This is a genomic window from Pseudomonas persica, assembly GCF_900291015.1.
Lineage (GTDB): Bacteria > Pseudomonadota > Gammaproteobacteria > Pseudomonadales > Pseudomonadaceae > Aquipseudomonas.
In genome coordinates, this window is the sequence record NZ_OLKL01000033.1 from 247402 (window position 1) to 269742 (window position 22341).

Consider the following 22341-nt stretch of genomic DNA (forward strand, 5'->3'; position numbering starts at 1 on the left):
GCCGCCAAGCGTCCATACTGCGTAAGGACAAGACCAATAACACCGGGGAGGTGTCTGTTCGTCGACGACGAGACAGCGCTATCTCACCCGCAGGAGGTACTGATGAATTCTCCCCTGTCCGCCATCGTGGTGATGGGCGTGGCCGGTTGCGGCAAAAGCTGCATCGGCGCTGCCATCGCCACCCGAAGCGGCGGCCGCCTGATCGAAGGCGACGCTTTCCACCCTGCCGAAAACATCCGCAAGATGAGCGCTGGCATCCCCCTGGACGACAGCGACCGTGCCGGCTGGCTGGTGCGTCTTGGTCAGGAACTGCAAGCCACGACCCAGGCTGGGGAGCGCCCGATCCTGACCTGTTCGGCCCTCAAGCGCCGCTACCGCGAGACCCTGCGCGATGCCATGCCGGGGCTGGTGTTCGTGTTCCTCGAACTGTCGCCCGCCGAGGCCGAAAAACGCGTGCTGGCCCGCCCTGGGCATTTCATGCCGGCGAGCCTCATCGACAGCCAGTTCGCTGCCCTGGAACCGCCACACGGCGAACCCCTGACCCTGGCCCTCGACGCCACCCAGCCCATCGAAGCGCTTGCCGAAGCAGTCGACAGTTGGCTGAAGGGCCGCGGTGAGCGGGGCCTGGCACAAACCGCCTGACCCTGCGGCTTTGCTGGCTCACCAAAGATAGCGCTACCCTATCCCGTAAGCACGGGCAAAATTGCAAAAAAGCTACGCCAAAACAACGATAAGACCGAGGCCTTCAAACCATGTTCGGACTGGCTACTGATACCTTCCTGCTGCTCGACGCGCTGGTTACCATCGTCGGGCTGATCCTGCTGATCACCCACTTCAAAGTCCACCCTTTTGTCGCCCTGACTATCGCGGCCGGCTTCCTTGGCCTGACCTCCGGCATGCCGGTGGCCAAGGTCATGAAATCGTTCCAGGACGGTTTTGGCGGCGTTCTGGGCTTCGTCGGCATCGTGCTCGCCCTGGGCACCATGCTCGGCAAGCTGATGGCCGACTCCGGGGGGGCCGACCAGATCGCGCAAACCCTAATCCGCGCCTTCGGCAAGAAGAACGTGCATTGGGCCATGATGTTCGCCGCCTTCCTGGTGGGCATCCCACTGTTCTTCGAGATCGGTTTCGTACTGCTGATTCCGCTGGTGTTCATCGTTGCCCGACGCTCCGGCGTATCGCTGATCAAGATCGGCATTCCGCTGCTGGCCGGTCTGTCCGTGGTGCACGGTCTGGTGCCCCCGCACCCGGGCCCGCTGCTGGCGATCGGCATCTTCCATGCCGACATCGGCAAGACCATCTTCTATGGCCTGATCGTGGCACTGCCTACCGCCATCATCGCCGGTCCGCTGTTCGGTAACTTCATTTCCCGCTACATCCCGGGCACCCCGTCCCAGGAGCTGATGGACCAGATCGCCAAGGAATCCGACCAGGGCAACCTGCCGAGCTTCACCATCACGCTGGTCACCGTGCTGCTGCCGGTGGTGCTGATGCTGCTGAAGACCTTCGCCGACGTGGTGCTGCCCGCCGAGCACATCGTACGCCAGTGGATGGACCTGATCGGCCACCCCATCACCGCCCTGCTCGCGGCCCTGCTGCTGGCCTTCTATACCTTTGGCTCGGCCCGTGGCTTCAATCGCCAGCAGATCATGAAGATGCTCGACCAGAGCCTGGCACCGACCGCGGCGATCGTGCTGATCGTTGGTGCTGGCGGCGGCTTCAAGCAGATGCTGGTGGACACCGGCGTGGGCAACGTGATCGGGCAGATGGCCGTGCAGGCGGAAATTTCGCCGATCATGCTGGCCTGGCTGGTAGCAGCGGTAATCCGCATCGCCACCGGTTCCGCTACGGTCGCCACCATCACCGGTGCGGGCATCGTAGCGCCGGTGATCGACCTGGTGCCGGGGGTTAACCGCGAGCTGCTGGTGCTGGCCACCGGCGCCGGCTCGTTGATCCTGTCCCATGTCAACGACGCCGGCTTCTGGCTGGTGAAGCAGTACTTCAACATGACCGTGGCGGAAACCTTCAAGACCTGGAGCATGATGGAGACCATCCTGTCGATCGTCGGCATCATCTTCATCATGTTGCTGTCGCTGGTGGTATAACCGTTGATCGGGGCCATGGCACCTTGAGGTTTCGGGTAGGGCCGAAGGGAAGTATCAGCCCTACCCGAAGCGAAGGAGCCTGCCATGCCCCGCTCAAGCATCCTGCTGATTGCCCTGCTCGCCGCGCCGCTGGCACTTGCTGCCGGCACCGGCCCCACCTACCCCGACGCCCCGCACAACCCGGCGCCCAAGCCGGGCGTGGACAGTACCCTCAACCCGATCGAAAAGCCCATGCCACGGGACACCGACCCGCGCATACAGGGCAACGACCCGGAAAGCCCGCCGGCGAAGCAGAATGACAACCGCGACTTGCCAGGGATGGATGGCAGTGGCTCGGAGGGAAACGGGCGGCAGGGAGCAACCGATAATCAGCGTTGATCGATGATCCTGAATGTTTCGCGGCCCCTGTGGATACAACTGTCTTGCTCAAATTTTAAAAGTTGGCGCGATCCCTGTGGGAGCGGCTTTAGCCGCGAAGAATCCAACACGGTGCATGGCACCGGCTGCGCCGGTGTTCGCGGCTAAAGCCGCTCCCACAGGGGCCCCTGTACGGCCCATTATACAAGCTCACCACTGGCGCTTGTCCGGCCTGGTCAGCCCCAGCTTCTCGATCCGGTAACGCAGCATGTCCCGCGACAAGCCGAGCATGCGCGCCGACTTGGTCACGTTCCAGTCCGTGCGGTCCAGGGTCTTGCATACCAGGTCGCGCTCCATGTCCGGCAGACTGGTGCCGGGCTCCGGTTCGTGCCGGGGCATTTCGAACAGCGAAGGCGCCGCCTGCTGCACCAGCGGCTCGTCGATCAGGGCCATGCACAGGTTCAGCTGATGCGCCTGTACCACCTCGTTCGGTGCCAACAACACGGTCTGCTCCAGCATGTTGCGCAGCTCGCGCACATTGCCAGGCCAGCTGTAACCGAGCATCAGGTTTTCCGCCTCGGCGGAAAAGCGCAGGTTCGGCTTGCCGTAACGCCGGCCATGATGGGCCAGGAAATGCCGCGCCAGCAGCAGCACGTCCTGCCCGCGGGCATACAGGCGCGGCACCTTCAGGGCAATGATGCGCAGGCGGAAGAACAGGTCGCGGCGAAACTTGCCCTGCTGCACCATCTGTTCCAGGTTGCAGTTGGTAGCACTGATTACCCGCAGGTCGACCTTGCGTTCCTTCACCGCGCCGATCCGGCGGATTCTGCGGTCTTCCAGCAACTTGAGCAGCTTGGCCTGCAGCACCAGGTCCATTTCGCCAATCTCGTCGAGGAACAAAGTGCCGCCATCGGCAGCCTCCACCAGGCCCACCCGGCGCTCCTTGGCATCGGTAAAGGCGCCCTTCTCGTGGCCGAACAGTTCGGCCTCCAGCAGGTTGGCCGGGATCGAGGCGCAGTTGAACTCGATGAACGGTCCCTTGCTGCGCGAACCATCGAAATGCAGGGCGCGGGCCACCAGCTCTTTGCCGGTACCGGTCTCGCCTTCGATCAGCACCGGTGGCAAGTCGTCGCTGGCCATGCGCCGCTCGGCATCCAGCACCTGACGCAGGGTGTGCTTGAGGGTGAGCATCGTCGGTGATTCGCCGAGCAACGCCTGCAACCCGGACTTCTGCGCCTCGCGCTCCTGGTAGAACGACAACGTGCGCTCCATGCGCTCAGCGGCCAGCGCCTTGTCCAGGGTCAACTTGAGCTCAGCCAGCACCAGCGGCTTGGTCAGGTAATGAAAGGCGCCCTCCTTCATTGCCTGCACGGCATCTTCGACATTGCCATAACCGGTCATCATGATCACTTTCAGGCCCGGCACCTGTGCCACCAAGGTGCGCAGCAGGTCGTGCCCGCTCATGCCCGGCAGAGAGTTGTCGGTCAGCACCGCATCGGGCTGGGCCCGCTTGATCTGCTCCAGTGCCAGCTCCGCGCTGTGGCATACGGTGACCTCGAAGCCCTTGAGGCTGAGGTAGCTGCGAATGTTGTCGGCGAGGATTTCATCATCCTCGACTACCAGGATGCTGTGCTCCATGGTCCCCTCCCGCTGCGATATTGAATGTGAGGCTTACGCGGGTTCCTTCCTCTTCGCGGCTGCTCAGGCTGACCGAGCCGCCAAAACGGTCCATGATGCGTTTGACCAGGGCCAGGCCTACGCCGAGGCCGCCCTGCTTGGTGGTGTAGAACGGCTTGAACACCATCCGCTCCTGCTGCTGGCTCATGCCCTTGCCGGTATCGCTAAGGACGAATTCGGCACGCTGCCCATCCTGCACATTGACCAGGGCGCGCAGCATACCGCCTTCGGGCATGGCTTCCAGGGCATTGGAAAACAGGGTGTTGAGAATTTGCGTGAGCTGTAGCGGCTGGCTGACCACCCATTGTGACCCGGGGCCTTCGTAGCAGAAGCGCACACCGTTGCGTTCGATCTGTTGGGCAAAAGCCAGGTGGGTGTCCTCGATGGCCGCCACCAGGTCCACGGCCTCGGCCTCGTCACTGCTCGGACGCAACGACACCAGCAAATCACGCACCCAGCGCGACATGCGGTCGACCTGGCTGATGATGTCGGTGATGTTCTTCTGCGCTGCGGGGCTGGCGATTTCCTGAGCCAGTTCGGCGCTGGAGCGAATGTTGGCCAGCGGGTTGCGCAAGCTATGCGCCACCGCCGAGGACATCTCGCCCAGGGCCACATAGGTCTCACTGGCCACCAGCCGGTCCTGTTGCAGGTGCAGCAGCAGCGCCGCGCGGCGCACGATCCAGAACAGGCCGAAGTAGACCAGCGCCCCGCCCACCAGGGTCGAGGCCCAGATCAGCACATAACCGCGCTGGATGCGCCGGACCAGGTCCTGCGGCTCCTTGTAGATTTCCACCATGGCCAGCACCTGCTCGCCCTGGCTGTCGAACAGCGGGATGTAGTTCTCGATGAACAGGTAGCGCGGTTCACGCTGGAACTTCTGCTCTTCGCGGTCGTCCTCGGCCTGGTGGTAGCTGGCCGAAACCGCCTTGCGCGAGCGGAAGGCGCGGTCGAGGTCGCCATCGGCCTCGATGCGCTTGCCGATCAGCTCAGGGTTGGTCGACCAGACGATGGTACGGTCGCGGGCATAGACGTTGGCCAGCAAGGTGTCTGGCAGATGCTCGACATGGTCGAGAAACTCGACCCGGGTCGATTCAGCCAGCGCCGGGGTGAACTGCAAGTGCTGCTGGTCCAGGCGTGGGATAAGCAACTCGCCCATGGTGGTGCCCGGCGGCAACTGCGAATGGCGCACCTCGGCCTGGGCCATGGCCTGGATGAACTGAGCGGTGAGCATGGCATCGCGCTCGACGCTGTCGCGCACCACGAAACGTGTCGACACATAACCCAGCCCGCCCGCCACCGAGGCAATAATCAGCAAGCTGATGACCGAAAACCAGCGCAGCAGATTGAATTCGCACAATGGCACGGCCACATCGCTGGCGGTAGTACTGGCCTTGTCGGGAACTTCATTTTCCAGCATATGCATCGTGTGCTTCCCGCGCTGGGCGTCCGTTCAGAAATGCATCAAGGCGCCGAATAGTAGCCAATTGATAGCACCCCACCCGTGCAGCCGCAGCTGCCATTTGTCGCGTGTTGCGCTCCGTCTGTCGTACTGCAAGAACTCAGCCAGTTTTCCATATTTTACTTTTATTTATTATTTTTCATATAGTTACTGAATACTTCTAAAATAATCCTAAAGAAAAACCCCCACATTTGGGGAATCTCACCCAAAAACATAAATTCTTTATAATCAACAAGATAACAGAGCTTGTTAATGTTAATCAGGAAGCTTTGAACAACCGGAAACTCAACGAAACCCGCGTGCCATGGCCTTCACTGCTGCTGAGTCGAATGGTGCCGCCGAAGCGCTCCATGATGCGTTTCACCAACACCAGGCCCACGCCCAACCCACCCTGCTTGGTGGTGAAGAAAGGCCGGAAGGCCATGCGCTGTTGCTCTTCGTTCATGCCTTTGCCGTTGTCGGACAGGCGCAGGGTCAGGCTACGCCGGTCGTGGCGCACCACCTCGACACGTAACCGCCCCCCTTGCTCCATCGACTCCAGGGCATTGGCGATCAGGCTGCTGAAAATCTGCCGCAGTAACGCCGGGTGCCCCAGCACCTGTACCGCCGGTAACGGTTGCAGGTCCAGGCTCACCCCGCCGCGTGCCAACGGCACCGCGTAGGTCTGCAGGCTTTCCTGCAATGCCAGCGGCAAATCCACCGCCACTGCCTCATCGTTGAGCGGGCGCAATGACTGCAACATCTGGCGGATCCACTGCGACATGCGGTCGACCTGGCTGATGATGTCGTTGACATTGCGCTGCGCCGGGCCATCGTCGAACGCCTGGGCCAGTTCGGCACTGGAACGGATGCTGGCCAGCGGGTTGCGCAGGCTGTGGGCCACCGCCGAGGACACCTCACCTAGTGCCACGTAGGTTTCGTTGTTGATCAGCCGCTTCTGCTGCACCGCCAGCAGGCGTGCGGCGCGGTGCATGATGCCGTACAGGCCGACATAGACCAGGCCGGCACCGACAGTAATCGCCAGCCAGATCAGGATCAGGCCGTGCTCGATGCGCACGATCAGGTCGTGGGGCTCTTTGTAGATCTCGACCATGGCCGTGACCTGATCACCATCGGCATCGAACAGCGGAATGTAGTTCTCGATGAACAACTGCTCGGGTGGGGTGACGAACTTCTGCTCGGCGCGGGCCTGTTCGAAGTTGTGGTAGCTGGCCGAGACTCGCATCTTGTACTCGAAAGCCTCCTCCAGGTCGCTGTCGCCCTCGATCAGCTTGCCGACCAGCGCCGGGTTGCTGGACCAGATCACCGTACGGTCCGGGGCATAGATGTTGGCCAGCAGCATGTCGGGCAGGTGGGCGATGTGGTCGAGGAACTCACCACGCGCCCTGCGCCGGGCGTCCGGGTCGACGTCGAGCAGGTTGGCGCGGTCGATGCGCGGGTCAAGCAGTTCACCCATGGTGCGCACATTGGGGATCGACACATGGCGCACTTCGGCATCGGCGATGGAGGTAATGAACTGCGCGGTGAGCAAGGCATCTCGTTCGATACTCTCGTCGATGATGAAACGGCTGGAAATCAACCCCAGCCCGACCGCTACCGAGAGGATGATGGCCAAGCTGACCCAGGCGTACCAGCGCAGCAGGTTGAACGGCTTGCGTGAGGTGACCAGCTCGCTACCGGCAGATACTTCAATAGCGTCGGAACGAGGGGCGATGTCCATGGCGGACTCCACAACTGGGCACCTTCAGAAGGTTATAGCCCAGAGTTGGGGAAACCATCGGGTTAGCTTGGCGGCATCCGCCGAAGGGTCTTGTTTCTGTCCTTGCCGAGGGGCGCCCGCAGACGCCCGCTCACAGGGAAAGTTGCAAAGGCTAATCACCCGCCACCCCCTGCAACCTGCGGTACTCCCGCAGCACGTTGGGCACATAGCGCCGGGTCTCGGCGAACGGCGGTACCCCACCACGGCGCAGCACCGCGTCGGGGCCGGCGTTGTAGGCCGCCACAGCCAAGGTGATGTCATTGTCGAACAAGTCGAGCATGCGCTTGAGGTAGCGGGCCCCGCCCTGCACGTTGTCTTCCGGGTCCAGGCGGTTTTCCACGCCCATCTCGCGGGCGGTATCCGGCATCAGTTGCATCAGCCCCACCGCACCCGCCGGTGAACGGGCTTTGGGGTTGTAGCCAGACTCGGCCTTGATCACCGCATGCAGCAACGCCGGGGGAACATCGTGGGCGCGCGCCGCGGCGGCAACCAGCTTGGCGTAGGGGCGGCCAGTGATCAACTGCGCGTTGGCCGGGCCGGCCTGGGCCTTCGGTTCGCTGATCACCGTTTCATAGAGGCGCCCGGGTCGATGGACGTTGGTCAGTATGTAGCTGCCTTTGGCATCGATGGAAATGTACACATCAGCCTGGGCAGCACCTGCCACCAGCCAGATCAAACCGAGAATGAGTCCTCGCATGTCGGTCGCCTCTTCGTGGTACCCCCGATGTTGGGGAATATGCCCCGGAAACCCCGAGGTCGATGACCACGACGCAAGCACTGTGCCGCTTTCCGTGCCGCATGGTGCAAGGGCCCAAGGCAGGCGTGCACGGCTGTTGCATGGAGCCTGCAAAAGCTTGTCCCCATGCAGCGGAGGGCTTCACCATGAAGCGCAGAACCACCCCCCAACATGGCTTCACCCTGCTCGAACTCCTGGTGGTGCTGGTGGTGCTCGGTCTGTTGGCCGGTATCGTCGCGCCCAAGTACTTCAGCCAGCTCGGCCGCTCCGAGGCCAAGGTGGCGCGGGCGCAGATAGAGGGGCTGAGCAAGGCCCTGGACCTGTACCGCCTGGAGGTAGGCCACTACCCCAACAGTGAACAAGGCCTGCAGGCCCTGGTGGTCGCCCCCAGTGGCGAAGCGCGCTGGACCGGCCCGTACCTGCAGAAGGCCGTGCCGCAGGACCCGTGGGGCCGCCCGTACATCTACCGGCAACCTGGCGAGAATGGCGGCGAGTACGACTTGCTGTCGATGGGCAAGGATGGACAGCCCGGTGGCGACGGGGAAAACGCCGAAATCACCAGCTGGCAGTAGGGAGAGCGGCCATGCGCTACAGCCTGAAAGCCCTGGGCAGGCAGGGTGTGGTGCAGTTGCAGATCGACGCCGAAGACGCCGACCAGGCCCGCCGCCAGGCCGAGGAGCAAGGCCTGCGCGTGCTCAGCCTGCGTGGCCACGGCGGCGCCTTGCGCGGCATGGCCTGGCGCCGCGAGGCAGGTTTTGACCTGGTGCTGTTCAGCCAGGAACTATCGACCCTGCTCAACGCCGGCCTGCCGCTGATCGATGCGCTGGAGAGCCTGGCGGAAAAGGCCCCCGCAGCCGCAACGCGCAAAGTGCTCGCCGAACTGGTCCGCCAACTGTACGAAGGCCGCTCGCTGTCCCAGACCCTGGGCCAGCAGCCACGGGTGTTCCCGCCGCTGTACGTGGCGCTGGTGCAGTCCAGCGAGCGTACCGGCGCGCTCGGAGACGCCCTCACCCGCTACATCAGCTACCGCCAGCGCCTGGACCTGGTCCGGCAGAAACTGGTGGGGGCCTCGGTCTACCCCTTGCTGCTATTGCTGGTAGGCGGCGGCGTGGTGCTGTTCCTGCTGGGCTACGTAGTGCCGCGTTTCAGCCAGGTATTCGAGGGCATGGGCACCGAATTGCCCTGGCTATCACGGCTGCTGATGCAGGTTGGTCTGTTCCTGCATGCCCAGCAACTGCCGCTGGCGCTGGGCAGCCTTGGCGCGGTCACGGCGCTTTGGCTGCTGCGCCGCCAGCCGCGGGTGCGGCGCTGGGCTGCCTGCCAACTGCGGCGCCTGCCGGCACTGCACCAACGCCTGATGATGTACGAACTGGCGCGCTTCTACCGCTCGTTGGGCATCCTGCTGCAAGGTGGCATCCCCATCCTCACCGCCATGGGCATGGCCCGCGGCCTGCTCGGCAGTGCGGCCGCCCAGGGCCTGGAGCAGGCCAGCCAGCGGGTCGGCGAAGGGCTGCCGCTGTCCGCCGCGCTGGAGGCCGGGCAACTGGTCACGCCGGTATCGCTGCGCCTGCTGCGGGCCGGCGAGCAGTCCGGCAACCTGGGCGAGATGCTGGAGCGCTGCGCCGACTTCCATGACCAGGAAATCGGCCGTTGGGTGGAGTGGTTCGTCAAACTGTTCGAACCACTGCTGATGACCTTCATTGGCCTGTTGATCGGCCTGATCGTGATCCTGATGTACATGCCGATCTTCGAACTGGCCTCGAGCATTCACTGAAGCACCTGGCCTGGGCTACCGTGCCCAGCGCCGCCCGCAGGGCGCTGGATCTCACAGGCACCGAAAATGTCGTGACGAGCACCTGCTGGCCTCACCACTCCTCCCGCAAGCCAACCCCAACCATGCCGCAAATCGATGACTGACCCACACATATCATTCATCGTGATAATAACCTTCGCCCCATTCGATTCGTGCCTCACGCGCAACACACTCACACTCCGCCCACTACTAATACATTGGCGGAGTTCTCCATGGAACAATCACTCAAACCCTTGCGCTTCCCCCTCGCTGCCCTGGCAGTGGTGGTGATCAGCGCTTGCGGTCGAACCCCCGACGCCGTGCAGGCTCCCGCCGCGCCGAAGGTCAGTGTGGCCAAGGTGATCGAGCAACCGATCAACGAATGGGACGAGTTCACCGGCCGCCTCGAAGCCCCGGAAACCGTCGAGGTGCGCCCACGGGTCTCCGGCCAGATCGACCTGGTGGCCTTCACTGAAGGCGCTCGGGTCAAGAAAGGCGACCTGCTGTTCCAGATCGACCCACGCCCGTTCCAGGCAGACGTCCGCCGCCTCGAAGCCCAACTACAGCAGGCCAAGGCCACCGCCGTCCGCAGCGCCAACGAAGCCCGTCGTGGCGAACGCCTGCGTGACAGCAACGCCATTTCCGCAGAACTGGCCGAATCGCGTAGCAGCGCTGCCGCCGAGGCCCGCGCCGGGGTCGACGCGATCCAGGCCCAGCTCGACCTGGCACGCCTGAACCTCAGCTTCACCCGTGTCACCGCGCCCATCAGCGGCCGTGTCAGCCGAGCCCAGTTCACCGCCGGCAACATCGTTACCGCCGATGTCACTCCGCTGACCAGCGTGGTCTCTACCGACAAGGTCTACGCCTACTTCGACGCCGATGAGCGCGTGTACCTCAAGTACACCCAGCTGGCCCGCGAAGGCCAGCGTGGCCAGAGCACCCCGGTATACCTCGGCCTGACCAACGAAACCGGCAACCCGCACCTGGGCCAGATGAACTTCGTCGACAACCAGGTCAACCCGCGCACCGGCACCATCCGTGGCCGTGCGGTGTTCGACAACAGCGACGGCCAGTTCACCCCGGGGCTGTATGCACGCCTGAAGCTGGTGGGCAGCGCCCAGTACCAGGCCGTACTGATCAACGACGAAGCCGTAGGCACCGACCTTGGCAAGAAGTTCGTGCTGGTCATGGACAAGGACAACAAGGCCGCCTACCGCGCCGTGGAGCTGGGGCCGAAGCTGGAAGGCCTGCGCATCGTGCGCAGCGGCCTGGGCAAGGACGAGCGCATTGTGGTCAAGGGCCTGCAGCGCGTACGCCCTGGTTCGCCGGTCACCCCGATCGAGGCCCCGATGGCCAGCGAACAGACCCTCGCCGCCCTCGCCCAGCAGCGCCAGGCTCTGGAGGCCAGCAACCCGGCGCCGAAGGTGGCGGGCAACAACGTGAAAGTCGCCAGCGCCCAGGCGCCACGCGGTTAAGGGACCACACCGATGAACTTCTCGAAATTCTTCATTACCCGGCCGATCTTCGCCGCGGTGCTGTCGCTGGTGCTGCTGATCGCGGGTTCGATCTCGCTGTTCCAGCTACCCATCAGCGAATACCCCGAAGTGGTGCCGCCCACCGTGGTGGTACGCGCCAACTTCCCCGGCGCCAACCCCAAGGTCATCGGCGAAACCGTCGCCGCGCCGCTGGAGCAGGCCATCACCGGTGTGGAGAACATGTTGTACATGTCCTCCCAGTCCACCGCTGACGGCAAGCTGACCCTGACCATCACCTTTGCCCTGGGCACCGACCTGGACAACGCCCAGGTGCAGGTGCAAAACCGTGTCACTCGTACCCAGCCGAAGCTGCCCGAAGAAGTGACCCGCATCGGTATCACCGTCGACAAGGCCTCGCCCGACCTGACCATGGTCGTGCACCTGACCTCGCCGGACAACCGCTACGACATGCTCTATCTGTCCAACTACGCCATCCTCAACATCAAGGACGAGCTGGCGCGTCTGGGCGGCGTGGGTGATGTGCAGCTGTTCGGCATGGGCGACTACTCGCTGCGCGTGTGGCTGGACCCGAACAAGACCGCTTCGCGCAACCTCACCGCCAGTGATGTGGTAGCTGCCATCCGCGAGCAGAACCGCCAGGTGGCCGCCGGCCAACTGGGCGCCCCGCCCGCCCCGGGTTCGACCAGCTTCCAGCTGTCGATCAACACCCAGGGTCGCCTGGTCAATGAGGAAGAGTTCGAGAACATCATCATCCGCGCCGGTGCCGATGGCGAAATCACCCGGCTGAAGGACATCGCCCGGGTCGAGCTCGGCTCCAGCCAGTACGCCCTGCGTTCGCTGCTGAACAACCAGCCGGCGGTGGCCATCCCGATCTTCCAGCGCCCAGGCTCCAACGCCATCGAGATCTCCGATGAAGTGCGGGCGAAAATGGCCGAGCTGAAGAAGGACTTCCCCGAGGGCATGGACTACAGCATCGTCTATGACCCGACCGTGTTCGTCCGTGGTTCCATCGAGGCCGTGGTGCATACCCTGTTCGAAGCGCTGGTGCTGGTCGTGCTGGTCGTCATCCTGTTCCTGCAGACCTGGCGCGCCTCGATCATCCCGCTGATGGCCGTGCCGGTATCGCTGATCGGTACCTTTGCCGTGATGCACCTGTTCGGCTTCTCGCTCAACGCACTGTCATTGTTCGGCCTGGTCCTGGCCATCGGTATCGTGGTGGACGACGCCATCGTCGTGGTGGAAAACGTCGAGCGCAACATCGGCCTGGGCCTGAAACCGCTGGAAGCCACGCAAAAGGCCATGGGCGAAGTGACCGGTCCGATCATCGCCACCGCCCTGGTGCTGTGCGCCGTGTTCGTACCTGCCGCGTTCATTTCCGGCCTGACCGGGCAGTTCTACAAACAGTTCGCCCTGACCATCGCCATTTCCACGGTCATCTCGGCGTTCAACTCGCTGACCCTGTCGCCGGCCCTGGCTGCCGTGCTGCTGAAGGACCATCATGCGCCCAAGGACCGTTTCTCGCGGTTCCTGGAAAAACTGCTGGGCAGCTGGCTGTTCGCCCCGTTCAACCGCTTCTTCGACCGCGCCTCCAACCGCTACGTCGGCGGTGTGCGTCGGGTCATCCGCTCCAGCGGCATCGCCCTGTTCGTGTATGCCGGCCTGATGGGCCTGACCTACCTGGGCTTCTCGTCCACCCCGACCGGTTTCGTGCCGGCCCAGGACAAGCAGTACCTGGTGGCGTTCGCCCAGCTGCCTGACGCGGCCAGCCTCGACCGCACCGAAGCGGTGATCAAGCGCATGAGCGAAATCGCCCTGAAGCAGCCTGGCGTGGCCGACTCGGTAGCCTTCCCTGGCCTGTCGATCAACGGTTTCACCAACAGCCCGAACAGCGGCATCGTGTTCACCCCGCTCAAGCCGTTCGACGAGCGCAAGGACCCGAGCCAGTCGGCGGCGGCCATCGCTGCGGCACTGAATGCCCAGTTCGCCGACATCCAGGACGCCTACATCGCGATCTTCCCGCCACCGCCGGTACAAGGCCTGGGCACCATCGGCGGCTTCCGCCTGCAGATCGAAGACCGCGGCAACCTGGGTTACGAAGCGCTGTACAAGGAAACCCAGAACATCATCGCCAAGAGCCACAACGTGCCGGAGCTGGCGGGCCTGTTCACCAGCTACCAGGTCAACGTGCCACAGGTCGATGCCGCCATCGACCGGGAAAAGGCCAAGACCCACGGCGTGGCGATCACCGACATCTTCGACACCCTGCAGGTTTACCTGGGCTCGCTGTACACCAACGACTTCAACCGCTTTGGCCGTACCTACCAGGTCAACGTCCAGGCCGAGCAGCAGTTCCGCCTCGATGCCGAGCAGATCGGCCAGCTGAAGGTACGCAACAACCTTGGCGAGATGATCCCGCTGGCGACCTTCCTCAAGGTCAGCAACACCTCCGGGCCGGACCGGGTGATGCACTACAACGGCTTCATCACCGCCGAGATCAACGGCGCCGCGGCACCGGGCTACAGCTCCGGCCAGGCGGAGGCTGCAATCGAGAAACTGCTGGAAGAGGAACTGCCCAACGGCATGACCTTCGAGTGGACCGACCTGACCTACCAGCAGATCCTCTCGGGCAATACCGCGCTGTTCGTGTTCCCGCTGTGCGTGCTGCTGGCCTTCCTCGTGCTTGCGGCCCAGTACGAAAGCTGGAGCTTGCCGCTGGCGGTGATCCTGATCGTGCCGATGACCCTGCTGTCGGCCATCACCGGGGTGATCGTGTCGGGTGGTGACAGCAACATCTTCACCCAGATCGGCCTGATCGTACTGGTAGGCCTGGCGTGCAAGAACGCCATCCTGATCGTCGAGTTCGCCAAGGACGAACAGGCCAAGGGGCTCGACCCGCTGGCTGCGGTACTGGAAGCCTGCCGCCTGCGTCTGCGGCCGATCCTGATGACCTCTATCGCCTTCATCATGGGTGTGGTTCCGCTGGTGTTCAGCTCCGGTGCCGGCTCGGAAATGCGCCATGCCATGGGTGTGGCGGTGTTCTCGGGAATGATCGGCGTGACCGTGTTCGGCCTGTTCCTGACCCCGGTGTTCTTCTTCCTGATTCGCCGTTTCGTCGAGCGTCGCCAGGCCCGCAAGGCCGAGCACGTTCAAGTGCTGGAGAACCATGCATGAACCTGCTCAAACCCTTGACCCCGAGCCTGCTGGCGCTGGCCCTGGCGGCCTGCGCGGTAGGCCCGGACTACCAGGCCCCGGCCACCGAGCCCGCACAGCTGGCCAGCGAGGTACAGGCCAAGGCCTACGACCGTAGCCGCTTCGAAAGCCTGTGGTGGAAGCAGTTCGACGACCCGGTGCTGAACCAGTTGGTGCAGGCTTCGCTGGACGGCAACCGTGACCTGCGCGTGGCCTTCGCCCGCCTGAAATCGGCCCGTTCGATCCGTGAAGACGCCGAGAACGATCAATTCCCGGTGCTCACCAGCCGCGTCAGCAGCGACATCGGCAAGGGCCAGGTCCCCGGCCAGACCACGCAACGGGTGAACAGTGAGCGCTATGACCTGGGCCTGGACATGGCCTGGGAGCTTGACCTGTTTGGCCGCATCCAGCGCCAGATCGAAGCCAGCGAAGCCCAGGAAGCGGTAGCAGCGGCCGACCTGCAGCAGCTGCAGGTCAGCCTGATCGCCGAGCTGGTCGATGCCTACGGCCAGCTGCGCGGCGCGCAGTTGCGCGAGAAGATCGCCCTGGCCAACCTCAAGACCCAGCAGGAATCGCGGGCCATCACCGTAACCCTGCGCGATGCCGGTGTGGGCAACGACCTCGACGTGGTGCGTGCCGATGCGCGCCTGGCCGGGGTGGAAGCCACCGTACCGCAACTGCAGGCGGAACAGGCACGCGCGCGGCATCGCATCGCCACCCTGCTCGGCCAGCGCCCGGATGCGCTCAGCGTCGACCTGTCGCCCAAAGCCCTGCCGGCGATTGCCAAGGCACTGCCGGTGGGTGACCCGGGGGAACTGCTGCGCCGCCGCCCGGACATCCGCAGCGCCGAACGCCAGCTGGCGGCCGCCACCGCCAATGTTGGCGTGGCCACCGCCGACCTGTTCCCCCGTGTCAGCCTCAGCGGCTTCCTGGGCTTTACTGCCGCCCGCGGCTCGCAGATCGGCTCATCGGCAGCCAATGCCTGGGCGCTGGGCCCGAGCATCACCTGGGCCGCCTTCGACCTGGGCAGCGTGCGCGCCCGCCTGCGCGGTGCCAAGGCCGATGCCGAAGGGGCGCTGGCCAACTACGAACAGCAGGTGTTGCTGGCCCTGGAAGAATCGGCCAATGCCTTCAGCGATTACGACAAGACCCAGCAACGGCTGTTGTCGCTGATGCGCCAGAGCGACGCCAGCCGCAAGGCGGCGCAACTGGCCTCGATTCGTTATCGCGAGGGCACGGTGGACTACCTGGTGCTGCTCGATGCCGAGCGTGAGCGGCTGAGCGCTGAAGATGCGCAAGCCCAGGGTGAGGTCGAGCTGTACCGCGGCATCGTCTCGATCTACAAGGCGCTGGGTGGCGGCTGGCAACCGGAGACTGTAGCCAGCTCGCACTGATACCCCCCGTTTCAACGACTCCTTTGGTTGGCTCCTCCCCCAACCGTTTGCCTCGCTGGCCTTGGTCCGCGGGGCTTTTTTATGCTGATTGAGGGTGTGTGCAGGGTGCATGCCTCTGGTTGCAATTACCCCCCGGCTAGCCCAAGCTCTGCCCTTCCCGCCGCCACGGATCAATCGATGCCCAGACGCCACCGCTACCTGATCGCCCTGCTGCTGTTGATCCTGGTATCGGCCCTGTTCGGCTACCTGTGGCGCGACGCCCCGCCAGCCCCGCCGAGCTTGCCGGCACACAGCTACGCCAAGGCCCTGCGTCTGGCCCATGAGGGCCAACCCGGCGCCGCGCGGGTGCTGTACCAACAACTGCAACGCACAGACCTGCCGCCCATCCGCCGTGCGGCCTTGTACGCCGAGTTGCCCAACTACCCCTCGCCGCAAGCATTGAAACTCGCCCGTCAGGACCTGGAGCATGCCGACCCGCTGGTGCGCCGCGCGGCGATTGCCGGTACCCGTCGCCTGCTGCCGGCGGCGCAGCGCAGCCTGGTACTCGGCCCGCTGCTGGACGCCGACGAGCAAAGCGTACGCTTTGCTGCGGTAGACGCCCTGCTCGGCCTTGACCCCGATGAGATCGGCCTGTATTTCGGCCCGCTGCAGGTAGCCCTGGGGCAATACCAGCAGGCCCTGGAGCAACAACCCGAGGATGCCGACGCCCAGGTGCACCTGGCGCGCCTGTACCTGCACGAAAACGACTACACCCAGGCCGCCACCGCCCTGCAACGCGCGCTGGCAGGCGCCCCCGGCAACCTCGACGCATTGGCGACCCAGGTACGCCTGCTGGAGCGCCAGGGCCATCACGACGCCTCGCGCCAGGTGCTGGGCAAAGCCCTGGCGCTAAGCCCCGACTCAGCCTTTCTGCAGTACGAGCTGGGGCTCTGGCTGAACCGCCACGAACAGCGCGAGTATGCCTTGCTGGCCTTGTCCCGCGCCGTCGAACTGGATCCAGACAACGCCGACTACCGCTATACACTGGCAGTCACCCTGCATGATCTGGAGCAACTCGACGCCGCGCAAAAGCAACTGGAAACCGTGCTCAGCCGCCAGCCGGCCAATCGCCGGGCAAGGGTGTTGCTGATCCGGTACTGGAAGGAAACCGGCCAGTTGCAGAACGTGCAGGTGCTGCTGGCCGAGTTGGAGAGGCAGAACCCGGACGACCCCGTGCTGCAACAGGGCCTGTAGACAACGCCCGGATTTTTGTTGAACCCTGGGACTGCGCCCAGGGTCCAGTGGATATCGGACCACCCTACAGGAGAGTCGTTTTGGCCAGTTCGTTGGCGCTGGACGAACGTGCGGTGATCCTGGCGCCCCCGCCATTAGCCGCAGATACTGCTCGCCTGCTTGCTTCCGCCGGTATCGACAGCCTGTGCGCGGTCGACCTGGCCAACCTGCAGGCCTGCCTGGTCGAAGGCGCAGGCCTGGCGATCATTGCCGAGCAAGTGTTCAGCCAGGGCCCAAGCGCATTGCTGCAGGCCTTCATCGACCAGCAACCGTGCTGGTCGGACCTGCCCATCGTGCTGCTCAGCCAAGGCAGCCAAGCGGCCATGGGCTCGACCAACCACCCGGTGGGCAACCTACTGCTGGTCGCCCCGTTCGAAAACGCCCAACTGCTGCACATGACCCAGTCAGCCCTGCGCAACCGGCGCCGGCAGTACCTGGCGCGCGACCAGTTGCTTGACCTGCAGCAACGCCTGGACGCCCAGGCCGCGCCTTCTGGCGGAGACCACGAGCGCAGCGAGTTCGCCCGCCACCAGACGCGCAAGATGGAAGCCATCGGCCAACTGGCCGGGGGGGTCGCCCATGACTTCAACAACCTGCTCACCAGCATTGGCGGTAGCTTCGAGCTGATCGACCGGCGCCTGCGCCAGGGCCGCAGCGATGGCCTGGACACCGTGCTGCGCATGGGCCGCGAGGCAGTTTCACGTGCCGCCCGCCTGACCCAGCGCCTCCTGGCCTTCTCTTCCCGGCAATCGCTGCACAGCCACCAGGTCGACCTGCACGGTCTGCTCCAGGCAAAGCGCCTGAAGGCCTGCCTGAGCCCGGCCGTGGTCCTGCAAGTGCGCATCGCCAAGGGCCTGTGGTCGGTCGAAGCCGATGACCAGCAGTTGCAGGAAGCCCTCGACAATGTGCTGCTCAATGCCTGCGAAGCCATGCCCGGTGGCGGTCAGCTGCAGATCGAGGCGAGTAACCAGCACATCGGCATCGGGCAATTTGCCGGCGGCGCCCTGTGCCCCGGTGACTACGTGCGCCTGCGCATCATCGATGACGGCCAGGGCATGGCGCAAAGCACGCTGGAGCATGCCTTCGAGCCGTTCTTCAGCACCAAGGCGATCGGCCAGGGCATCGGTCTGGGCCTGTCGATGGTGTACGTCTTCAGCAAGCAATCCCGCGGCCATGTCACCTTGCACAGCCAGATCGGCCAAGGTACCCGGGTGGATCTGTACCTGCCTCGCCATGTCGGCCAGGCCCAGGTGAGGCAGATTCTGGGCAAGCCCTGAAACGCATTACTCCTCAAGCATGCGTAACGCCTGGTCGGCAAGGTCCGCCAGCGGGAACGGCTTGTTCATCAATGCCGTGCCCGGCTGTTCGAGCAACTGTGCTTCGATCGGCTGATCCGCGTAACCAGTGATGAACAGGATCTTCTGCTGCGGCAGCTGCATGCGCATGGCCTTGGCCACCTGGCGACCACCGAAACCACCCGGCAAGCCGATGTCGGTGATCACCAGGTCGAACGGGCCACCATTGCGGAAGCGCTCCAGCGCACTATTGGCATCACCCACCTCAGTGACTTCGAAACCACGCTCGGTCAGGTACTCGCGCATGACCGCACGCAATCCGAGCTCGTCATCGACCAGCAACAGCCGTTCCCCCCCAGCCATGCGCTGGGAGCGCTGTGTCAGCGCGGGAGCCTCGGGTACCGGGCATGGCACCTTGGAAAAAGCATGGAGACCTTGGTGCCCCGGTTCGGCGCCGACTCGATCCAGGCGTAGCCCCCCGACTGGCCGACAAAGCCATACACCATCGACAAGCCAAGCCCTGAGCCGCGCCCGAGGGGCTTGGTGGTGAAGAACGGTTCGAAGGCCCTGGCAATGTCCACCTCCGGCATGCCATGGCCATCATCCTCCACATGCAAGGCAACGTAGTCGCCTGGCGGCAGGCCGTCCTCATCCGGGAAACACGTCTTCAACCGCTTGTTGACGGTGCGCAGCGTGACATTGCCACGTTCCAGGCACGCTTCGCGGGCGTTGGCGCAAAGATTGATCAAGGCATTTTCAAGCTGGGAAACATCCAGGTTCACCGCCCACGGCGTAACATCCAGTTGCCAGTGCAAATGCATTTCGGCGCCCAGCGTGCGCAGCAACAGTGGTTCGCTCAGCCGTAATTGCCGGTTGAGGTCCAGCGGTTTGGGAGCCAACGGTTGATGACGGGAAAACGCCAGCAAGCGATGGGTCAGCTCCATGGCCCGCTGCACCGAATCACGCGCCACCTCGACATAGGCCTCTACCCGTTCCAGTCGTCCTTCCTGCAGGCGCCGTTGCAGCAATTCGAGGCTGCCACCGATCCTGGACAGCAAGTTGTTCATTTCATGGCCCATGCCCCCGGCCAACTGGCCAACCAGCTCCAGGCGTTCGTTGTTGCGCATCAGGGCTTCGGATTGACGAGCGGCCTCTTCACGGTCCTCGGTGATGTCCCGGCCCACCGCAGTCAGCAGGCTGCCATCGAAGCGCGCGCTCCAGCGAAACCAGTGGTAATGGCCATCGCGGTGACGCAGGCGGGTCTCCAACTGCTCGGTGTTGCTGTACTGCAGGAACCCGGACACGGCCATCTGTACTTCGGCACGATCCGCCGGATGCACCAGTTCCAGTACCGGAGCGTCCCGTACCTGCTCCTCGGTCCAACCCAGAATGCGGTACCAGGCGGGGTTGGCGGCATGCACCTTCAGCTCGGGAGTTACCGTCATCATCGCATCGCACGACAACTGCCAGAACTGCTCGCGCCAATGGCGGTAGGCCTCAACACTGGCGGTGGTCTCGATCACCGTGTGCAGAAACCCCGCCACGCTGCCCAGCTCATCACGAATCGGCGCATAACCGAACGCACACCACAACGGCTCCATGCCTTCGCCGCAGACAATACGCAGCGGTGGGTCCTCGACAAAACTCGAGCGCCCTTCAAGCGCCTTGAACACCCAAGGCCCCATCGCCGGCCATGCATCGCTCCACAGCGCATCGAAGGCCAGGCCCAATGCATCCAGGGCTACCGGCCGCAACGCCCGATAGGCATCGTTGTGGATCACGCTAAGGTCTGGCCCCCAGACCACAGCACAGGGGAACGGTGACAAGTGCATCATGTCGACGGCAATGCGTAACGAGGCCGGCCAGCGCGGCAATGGCCCGAGCGATGTGCGCCCCCAGTCGAAACGTGCAATTCGTTCGCCCATCAGGTCGACCGGTGTCAACACCGGCGGTGGCTGGATGACCTGCAGCGCAGGCTGGCGCGGCGTACCGTTTGCGACCACCATCGTGACTCCAGCAGGGTTCAGGAAAGAGTACGGGCGCCCCCGTGAATGTCGTTCACGTTAGCACAACACACGCCACGCAATAATGGCGTACTCGCACCTGACAGCTATGCTCATTAGGTTTTCCCTCGGGCCAGGGAGCAACGGCCCATTCAGGTTGCCGACGGGAGCGTGGTCATGAGCAAGAAAATGCTGGTAGTGCTGACCAATACAGCCAAGTATCCGACCCTCAGGCGGGCGACCGGGTTGTGGCTGGGGGAAGCCGTGCACTTTGTCGAAAAAGTCGAAAAGGCCGGCTACACGGTCGATTATGTCAGCCCGCTGGGCGGCTACGTACCCGTCGACCCGCACAGCCTGCAAATGGCTCCCGACCTGGACTGGCAGTGGTATGACGACAAGCGCTTCATGACCCGCCTGGGCAATACCTTGAGCCCTGGCCAGGTAAAGGCCGAAGAATACGGCGTCATCTACTACACCGGCGGTCACGGGGTAATGTATGACTTTGCCGACAATCAACCGCTGCAAGAGCTGGCACGCCGGGTCTACGAGAACAAGGGCATTGTCGCAGCGGTCTGCCATGGCGTTGTCGGCCTGCTGAACATCAAGCTCAGCGACAACAGCCTGTTGCTGAAGGACCGTCAGGTGACCGGTTTCTCCAATACCGAGGAAAAGCTGGCCGAACTGGACAAGGTAGTCCCTTTCCTGACGGAAAACGAGCTGGGCGCCCGCGGCGGTAACTACAGCAAGCATGATGACCCGTGGCAGCCGTATGTGGTTGCCGATGATCGGCTGATCACCGGGCAGAACCCCGCGTCCACAGGCCCGCTGGCCGAGAAAGTGCTCGCGAAACTCAAGGGCCGTTAGCGGCCTACGCCGGGCTTCCGGATTTCCCATAACGCGCACTGCACCCGGCCTACAGCCGGCCGGTCATTGAATACATAGGCTCAGGGTTCAACTGTTCACCACGAACAGTTTCGGACCGGAGAGCGATTGGCCTATGTCGAAAATCATGCACGCCGGGCGCAGCTTGCTGGAACTGCTGCTGCTCATCGCCTTGGGCCTGGTGCCCGTGGTTTCAGGGTTGCTGGTGATGGTTTTCCAGCTGGAAACGAAACTCGCGGAGAACGCGAAAATTTCGGTCCAGGAGGCGGTTTTCAGTGTCGATCAGGCGCTGGACCGCATGCACGAAACCGCGCTTCAGGCCCTGCCCTTTGCGGGCAAACCGTGCAACGACGTCATCGGCACGTTGCAGGACCAGGTGGCCAGCCGCTCCATGGTGCGCTCGTTGTCCCTGCTCAAAGGCAACCAGGCCTACTGCAGCACCACATCGGATTCACTGGCTGACTTGTCGACCTTTGCCCTGTCCGGCCGCCAGGTCGAACTGGCCTACGGCTCAGAAGCAGCACCGAACAAATTGCTGGTCAACTTTTACCTGGATGGCAACGACAATGGTGTCATAGTGACCGCCTACGCCATGCAGCTACGCAACGAACTGGACGCGTTCCAGGACGGCTTGACGCTGCTGCTGGAGTTTGCTGACCGGTACATCTGGAGCCACGGAGACAGCCGCGACAGGCAGCCTCCCTCTCAGTCCGAATTCACCGCAAGCGCGCTTTCGGTCAAATATGGCTATCAGGTCAAGGGCGGCTACGCCCAAGGCTATACTGCCCGGGAAGCCCGCCAGTCGATGCTGCAAATCCTGCCTTCGCTGATGCTGGTGGGAATCGTGACAGGCTCGATTGTCTATCTGACCCTGTTCAGAGCGCGGGTCAACCGGCGAGGTACCACCGCCAACCATGCATGACGG

The 22341-nt window shown here is 63.7% G+C and carries 15 protein-coding genes and 2 pseudogenes; 12 read left to right on the forward strand and 5 right to left on the reverse strand.

All coding sequences use genetic code 11. The features are described from left to right. The first annotated feature begins 102 nt into the window (after positions 1-102). The 3 genes from FQ664_RS16695 (at position 103) to FQ664_RS16705 (ending at position 2483) form a co-directional block, all read left to right on the forward strand. Positions 103-642 carry a gluconokinase gene (locus FQ664_RS16695; protein ID WP_144173392.1) on the forward strand — a complete coding sequence of 180 codons (540 nt, stop codon included), beginning with the start codon at positions 103-105 and terminating at the stop codon, positions 640-642. A 110-nt stretch (positions 643-752) separates the two neighbouring features. Then, entirely contained in the window at positions 753-2105 is a 1353-nt protein-coding gene (locus tag FQ664_RS16700; protein WP_015270532.1) for a GntP family permease, read from the forward strand. Between the two features lie 84 nt (positions 2106-2189). Beyond that, a complete protein-coding gene (locus FQ664_RS16705) occupies positions 2190-2483 on the forward strand; it encodes a hypothetical protein (RefSeq protein ID WP_144173394.1) in 294 nt (97 codons plus the stop codon). Positions 2484-2672: 189 nt separating this feature from the next. On the opposite strand, the gene FQ664_RS16710 is transcribed toward FQ664_RS16705, so the two are convergent. From FQ664_RS16710 to FQ664_RS16725, 4 genes are all read right to left on the reverse strand, one after another. Further along, entirely contained in the window at positions 2673-4100 is a 1428-nt protein-coding gene (locus tag FQ664_RS16710; protein ID WP_144173396.1) for a sigma-54-dependent transcriptional regulator, read from the reverse strand. Further along, a complete protein-coding gene (locus tag FQ664_RS16715; protein ID WP_144173398.1) occupies positions 4069-5562 on the reverse strand; it encodes a sensor histidine kinase in 1494 nt (497 codons plus the stop codon). The genes FQ664_RS16710 and FQ664_RS16715 overlap by 32 nt, the downstream gene beginning before the upstream one ends. Positions 5563-5857: 295 nt before the next feature. Further along, a complete protein-coding gene (locus FQ664_RS16720; RefSeq protein WP_144173399.1) occupies positions 5858-7318 on the reverse strand; it encodes a sensor histidine kinase in 1461 nt (486 codons plus the stop codon). Positions 7319-7469: 151 nt separating this feature from the next. Next, the gene (locus FQ664_RS16725) at positions 7470-8054 is read right to left on the reverse strand and encodes a lytic transglycosylase domain-containing protein (RefSeq protein ID WP_144173402.1); all 585 of its coding nucleotides are present in this window, start codon (positions 8052-8054) and stop codon (positions 7470-7472) included. Positions 8055-8239: 185 nt separating this feature from the next. Here FQ664_RS16725 and gspG point away from each other — a divergent pair, with 185 nt between their 5' ends. The 7 genes and pseudogenes from gspG to FQ664_RS16760 form a co-directional block, all read left to right on the forward strand. Further along, entirely contained in the window at positions 8240-8665 is a 426-nt protein-coding gene (gene gspG / locus FQ664_RS16730) for a type II secretion system major pseudopilin GspG (protein ID WP_144173404.1), read from the forward strand. 11 nt (positions 8666-8676) lie between these two features. Continuing rightward, on the forward strand, positions 8677-9867 hold the full coding sequence (locus tag FQ664_RS16735) for a type II secretion system F family protein (RefSeq protein ID WP_144173405.1): 1191 nt from the start codon (positions 8677-8679) through the stop codon (positions 9865-9867). A gap of 251 nt (positions 9868-10118) precedes the next feature. Continuing rightward, the gene (gene mexE / locus FQ664_RS16740) at positions 10119-11360 is read left to right on the forward strand and encodes a multidrug efflux RND transporter periplasmic adaptor subunit MexE (RefSeq protein WP_144173407.1); all 1242 of its coding nucleotides are present in this window, start codon (positions 10119-10121) and stop codon (positions 11358-11360) included. 12 nt (positions 11361-11372) lie between these two features. Next, entirely contained in the window at positions 11373-14552 is a 3180-nt protein-coding gene (locus FQ664_RS16745; protein ID WP_144173408.1) for an efflux RND transporter permease subunit, read from the forward strand. After that, positions 14549-15964: an efflux transporter outer membrane subunit gene (locus FQ664_RS16750; protein WP_144173410.1), complete on the forward strand. Its 1416-nt coding sequence runs from the start codon at positions 14549-14551 to the stop codon at positions 15962-15964. Before FQ664_RS16745 ends, FQ664_RS16750 begins: the two co-directional genes overlap by 4 nt. A gap of 177 nt (positions 15965-16141) precedes the next feature. Further along, positions 16142-17197: a HEAT repeat domain-containing protein gene (locus FQ664_RS16755; RefSeq protein ID WP_144173412.1), complete on the forward strand. Its 1056-nt coding sequence runs from the start codon at positions 16142-16144 to the stop codon at positions 17195-17197. Positions 17198-17277: 80 nt separating this feature from the next. Continuing rightward, positions 17278-18483: pseudogene (locus tag FQ664_RS16760) on the forward strand (ATP-binding protein); the annotation flags it as partial. A gap of 36 nt (positions 18484-18519) precedes the next feature. Here the strand turns inward: FQ664_RS16760 and FQ664_RS16765 are convergent. Then, positions 18520-20537 (reverse strand): annotated as a pseudogene (locus FQ664_RS16765) (hybrid sensor histidine kinase/response regulator). 174 nt (positions 20538-20711) lie between these two features. On the opposite strand from FQ664_RS16765, the gene FQ664_RS16770 reads away from it, so the two are divergent. Continuing rightward, positions 20712-21398: a type 1 glutamine amidotransferase domain-containing protein gene (locus tag FQ664_RS16770; RefSeq protein ID WP_144173414.1), complete on the forward strand. Its 687-nt coding sequence runs from the start codon at positions 20712-20714 to the stop codon at positions 21396-21398. Positions 21399-21531: 133 nt separating this feature from the next. After that, positions 21532-22338 (forward strand): CSS-motif domain-containing protein, encoded by an 807-nt coding sequence (locus FQ664_RS16775; protein WP_144173416.1) that lies wholly within the window; start codon positions 21532-21534, stop codon positions 22336-22338. Positions 22339-22341: the final 3 nt, after the last annotated feature.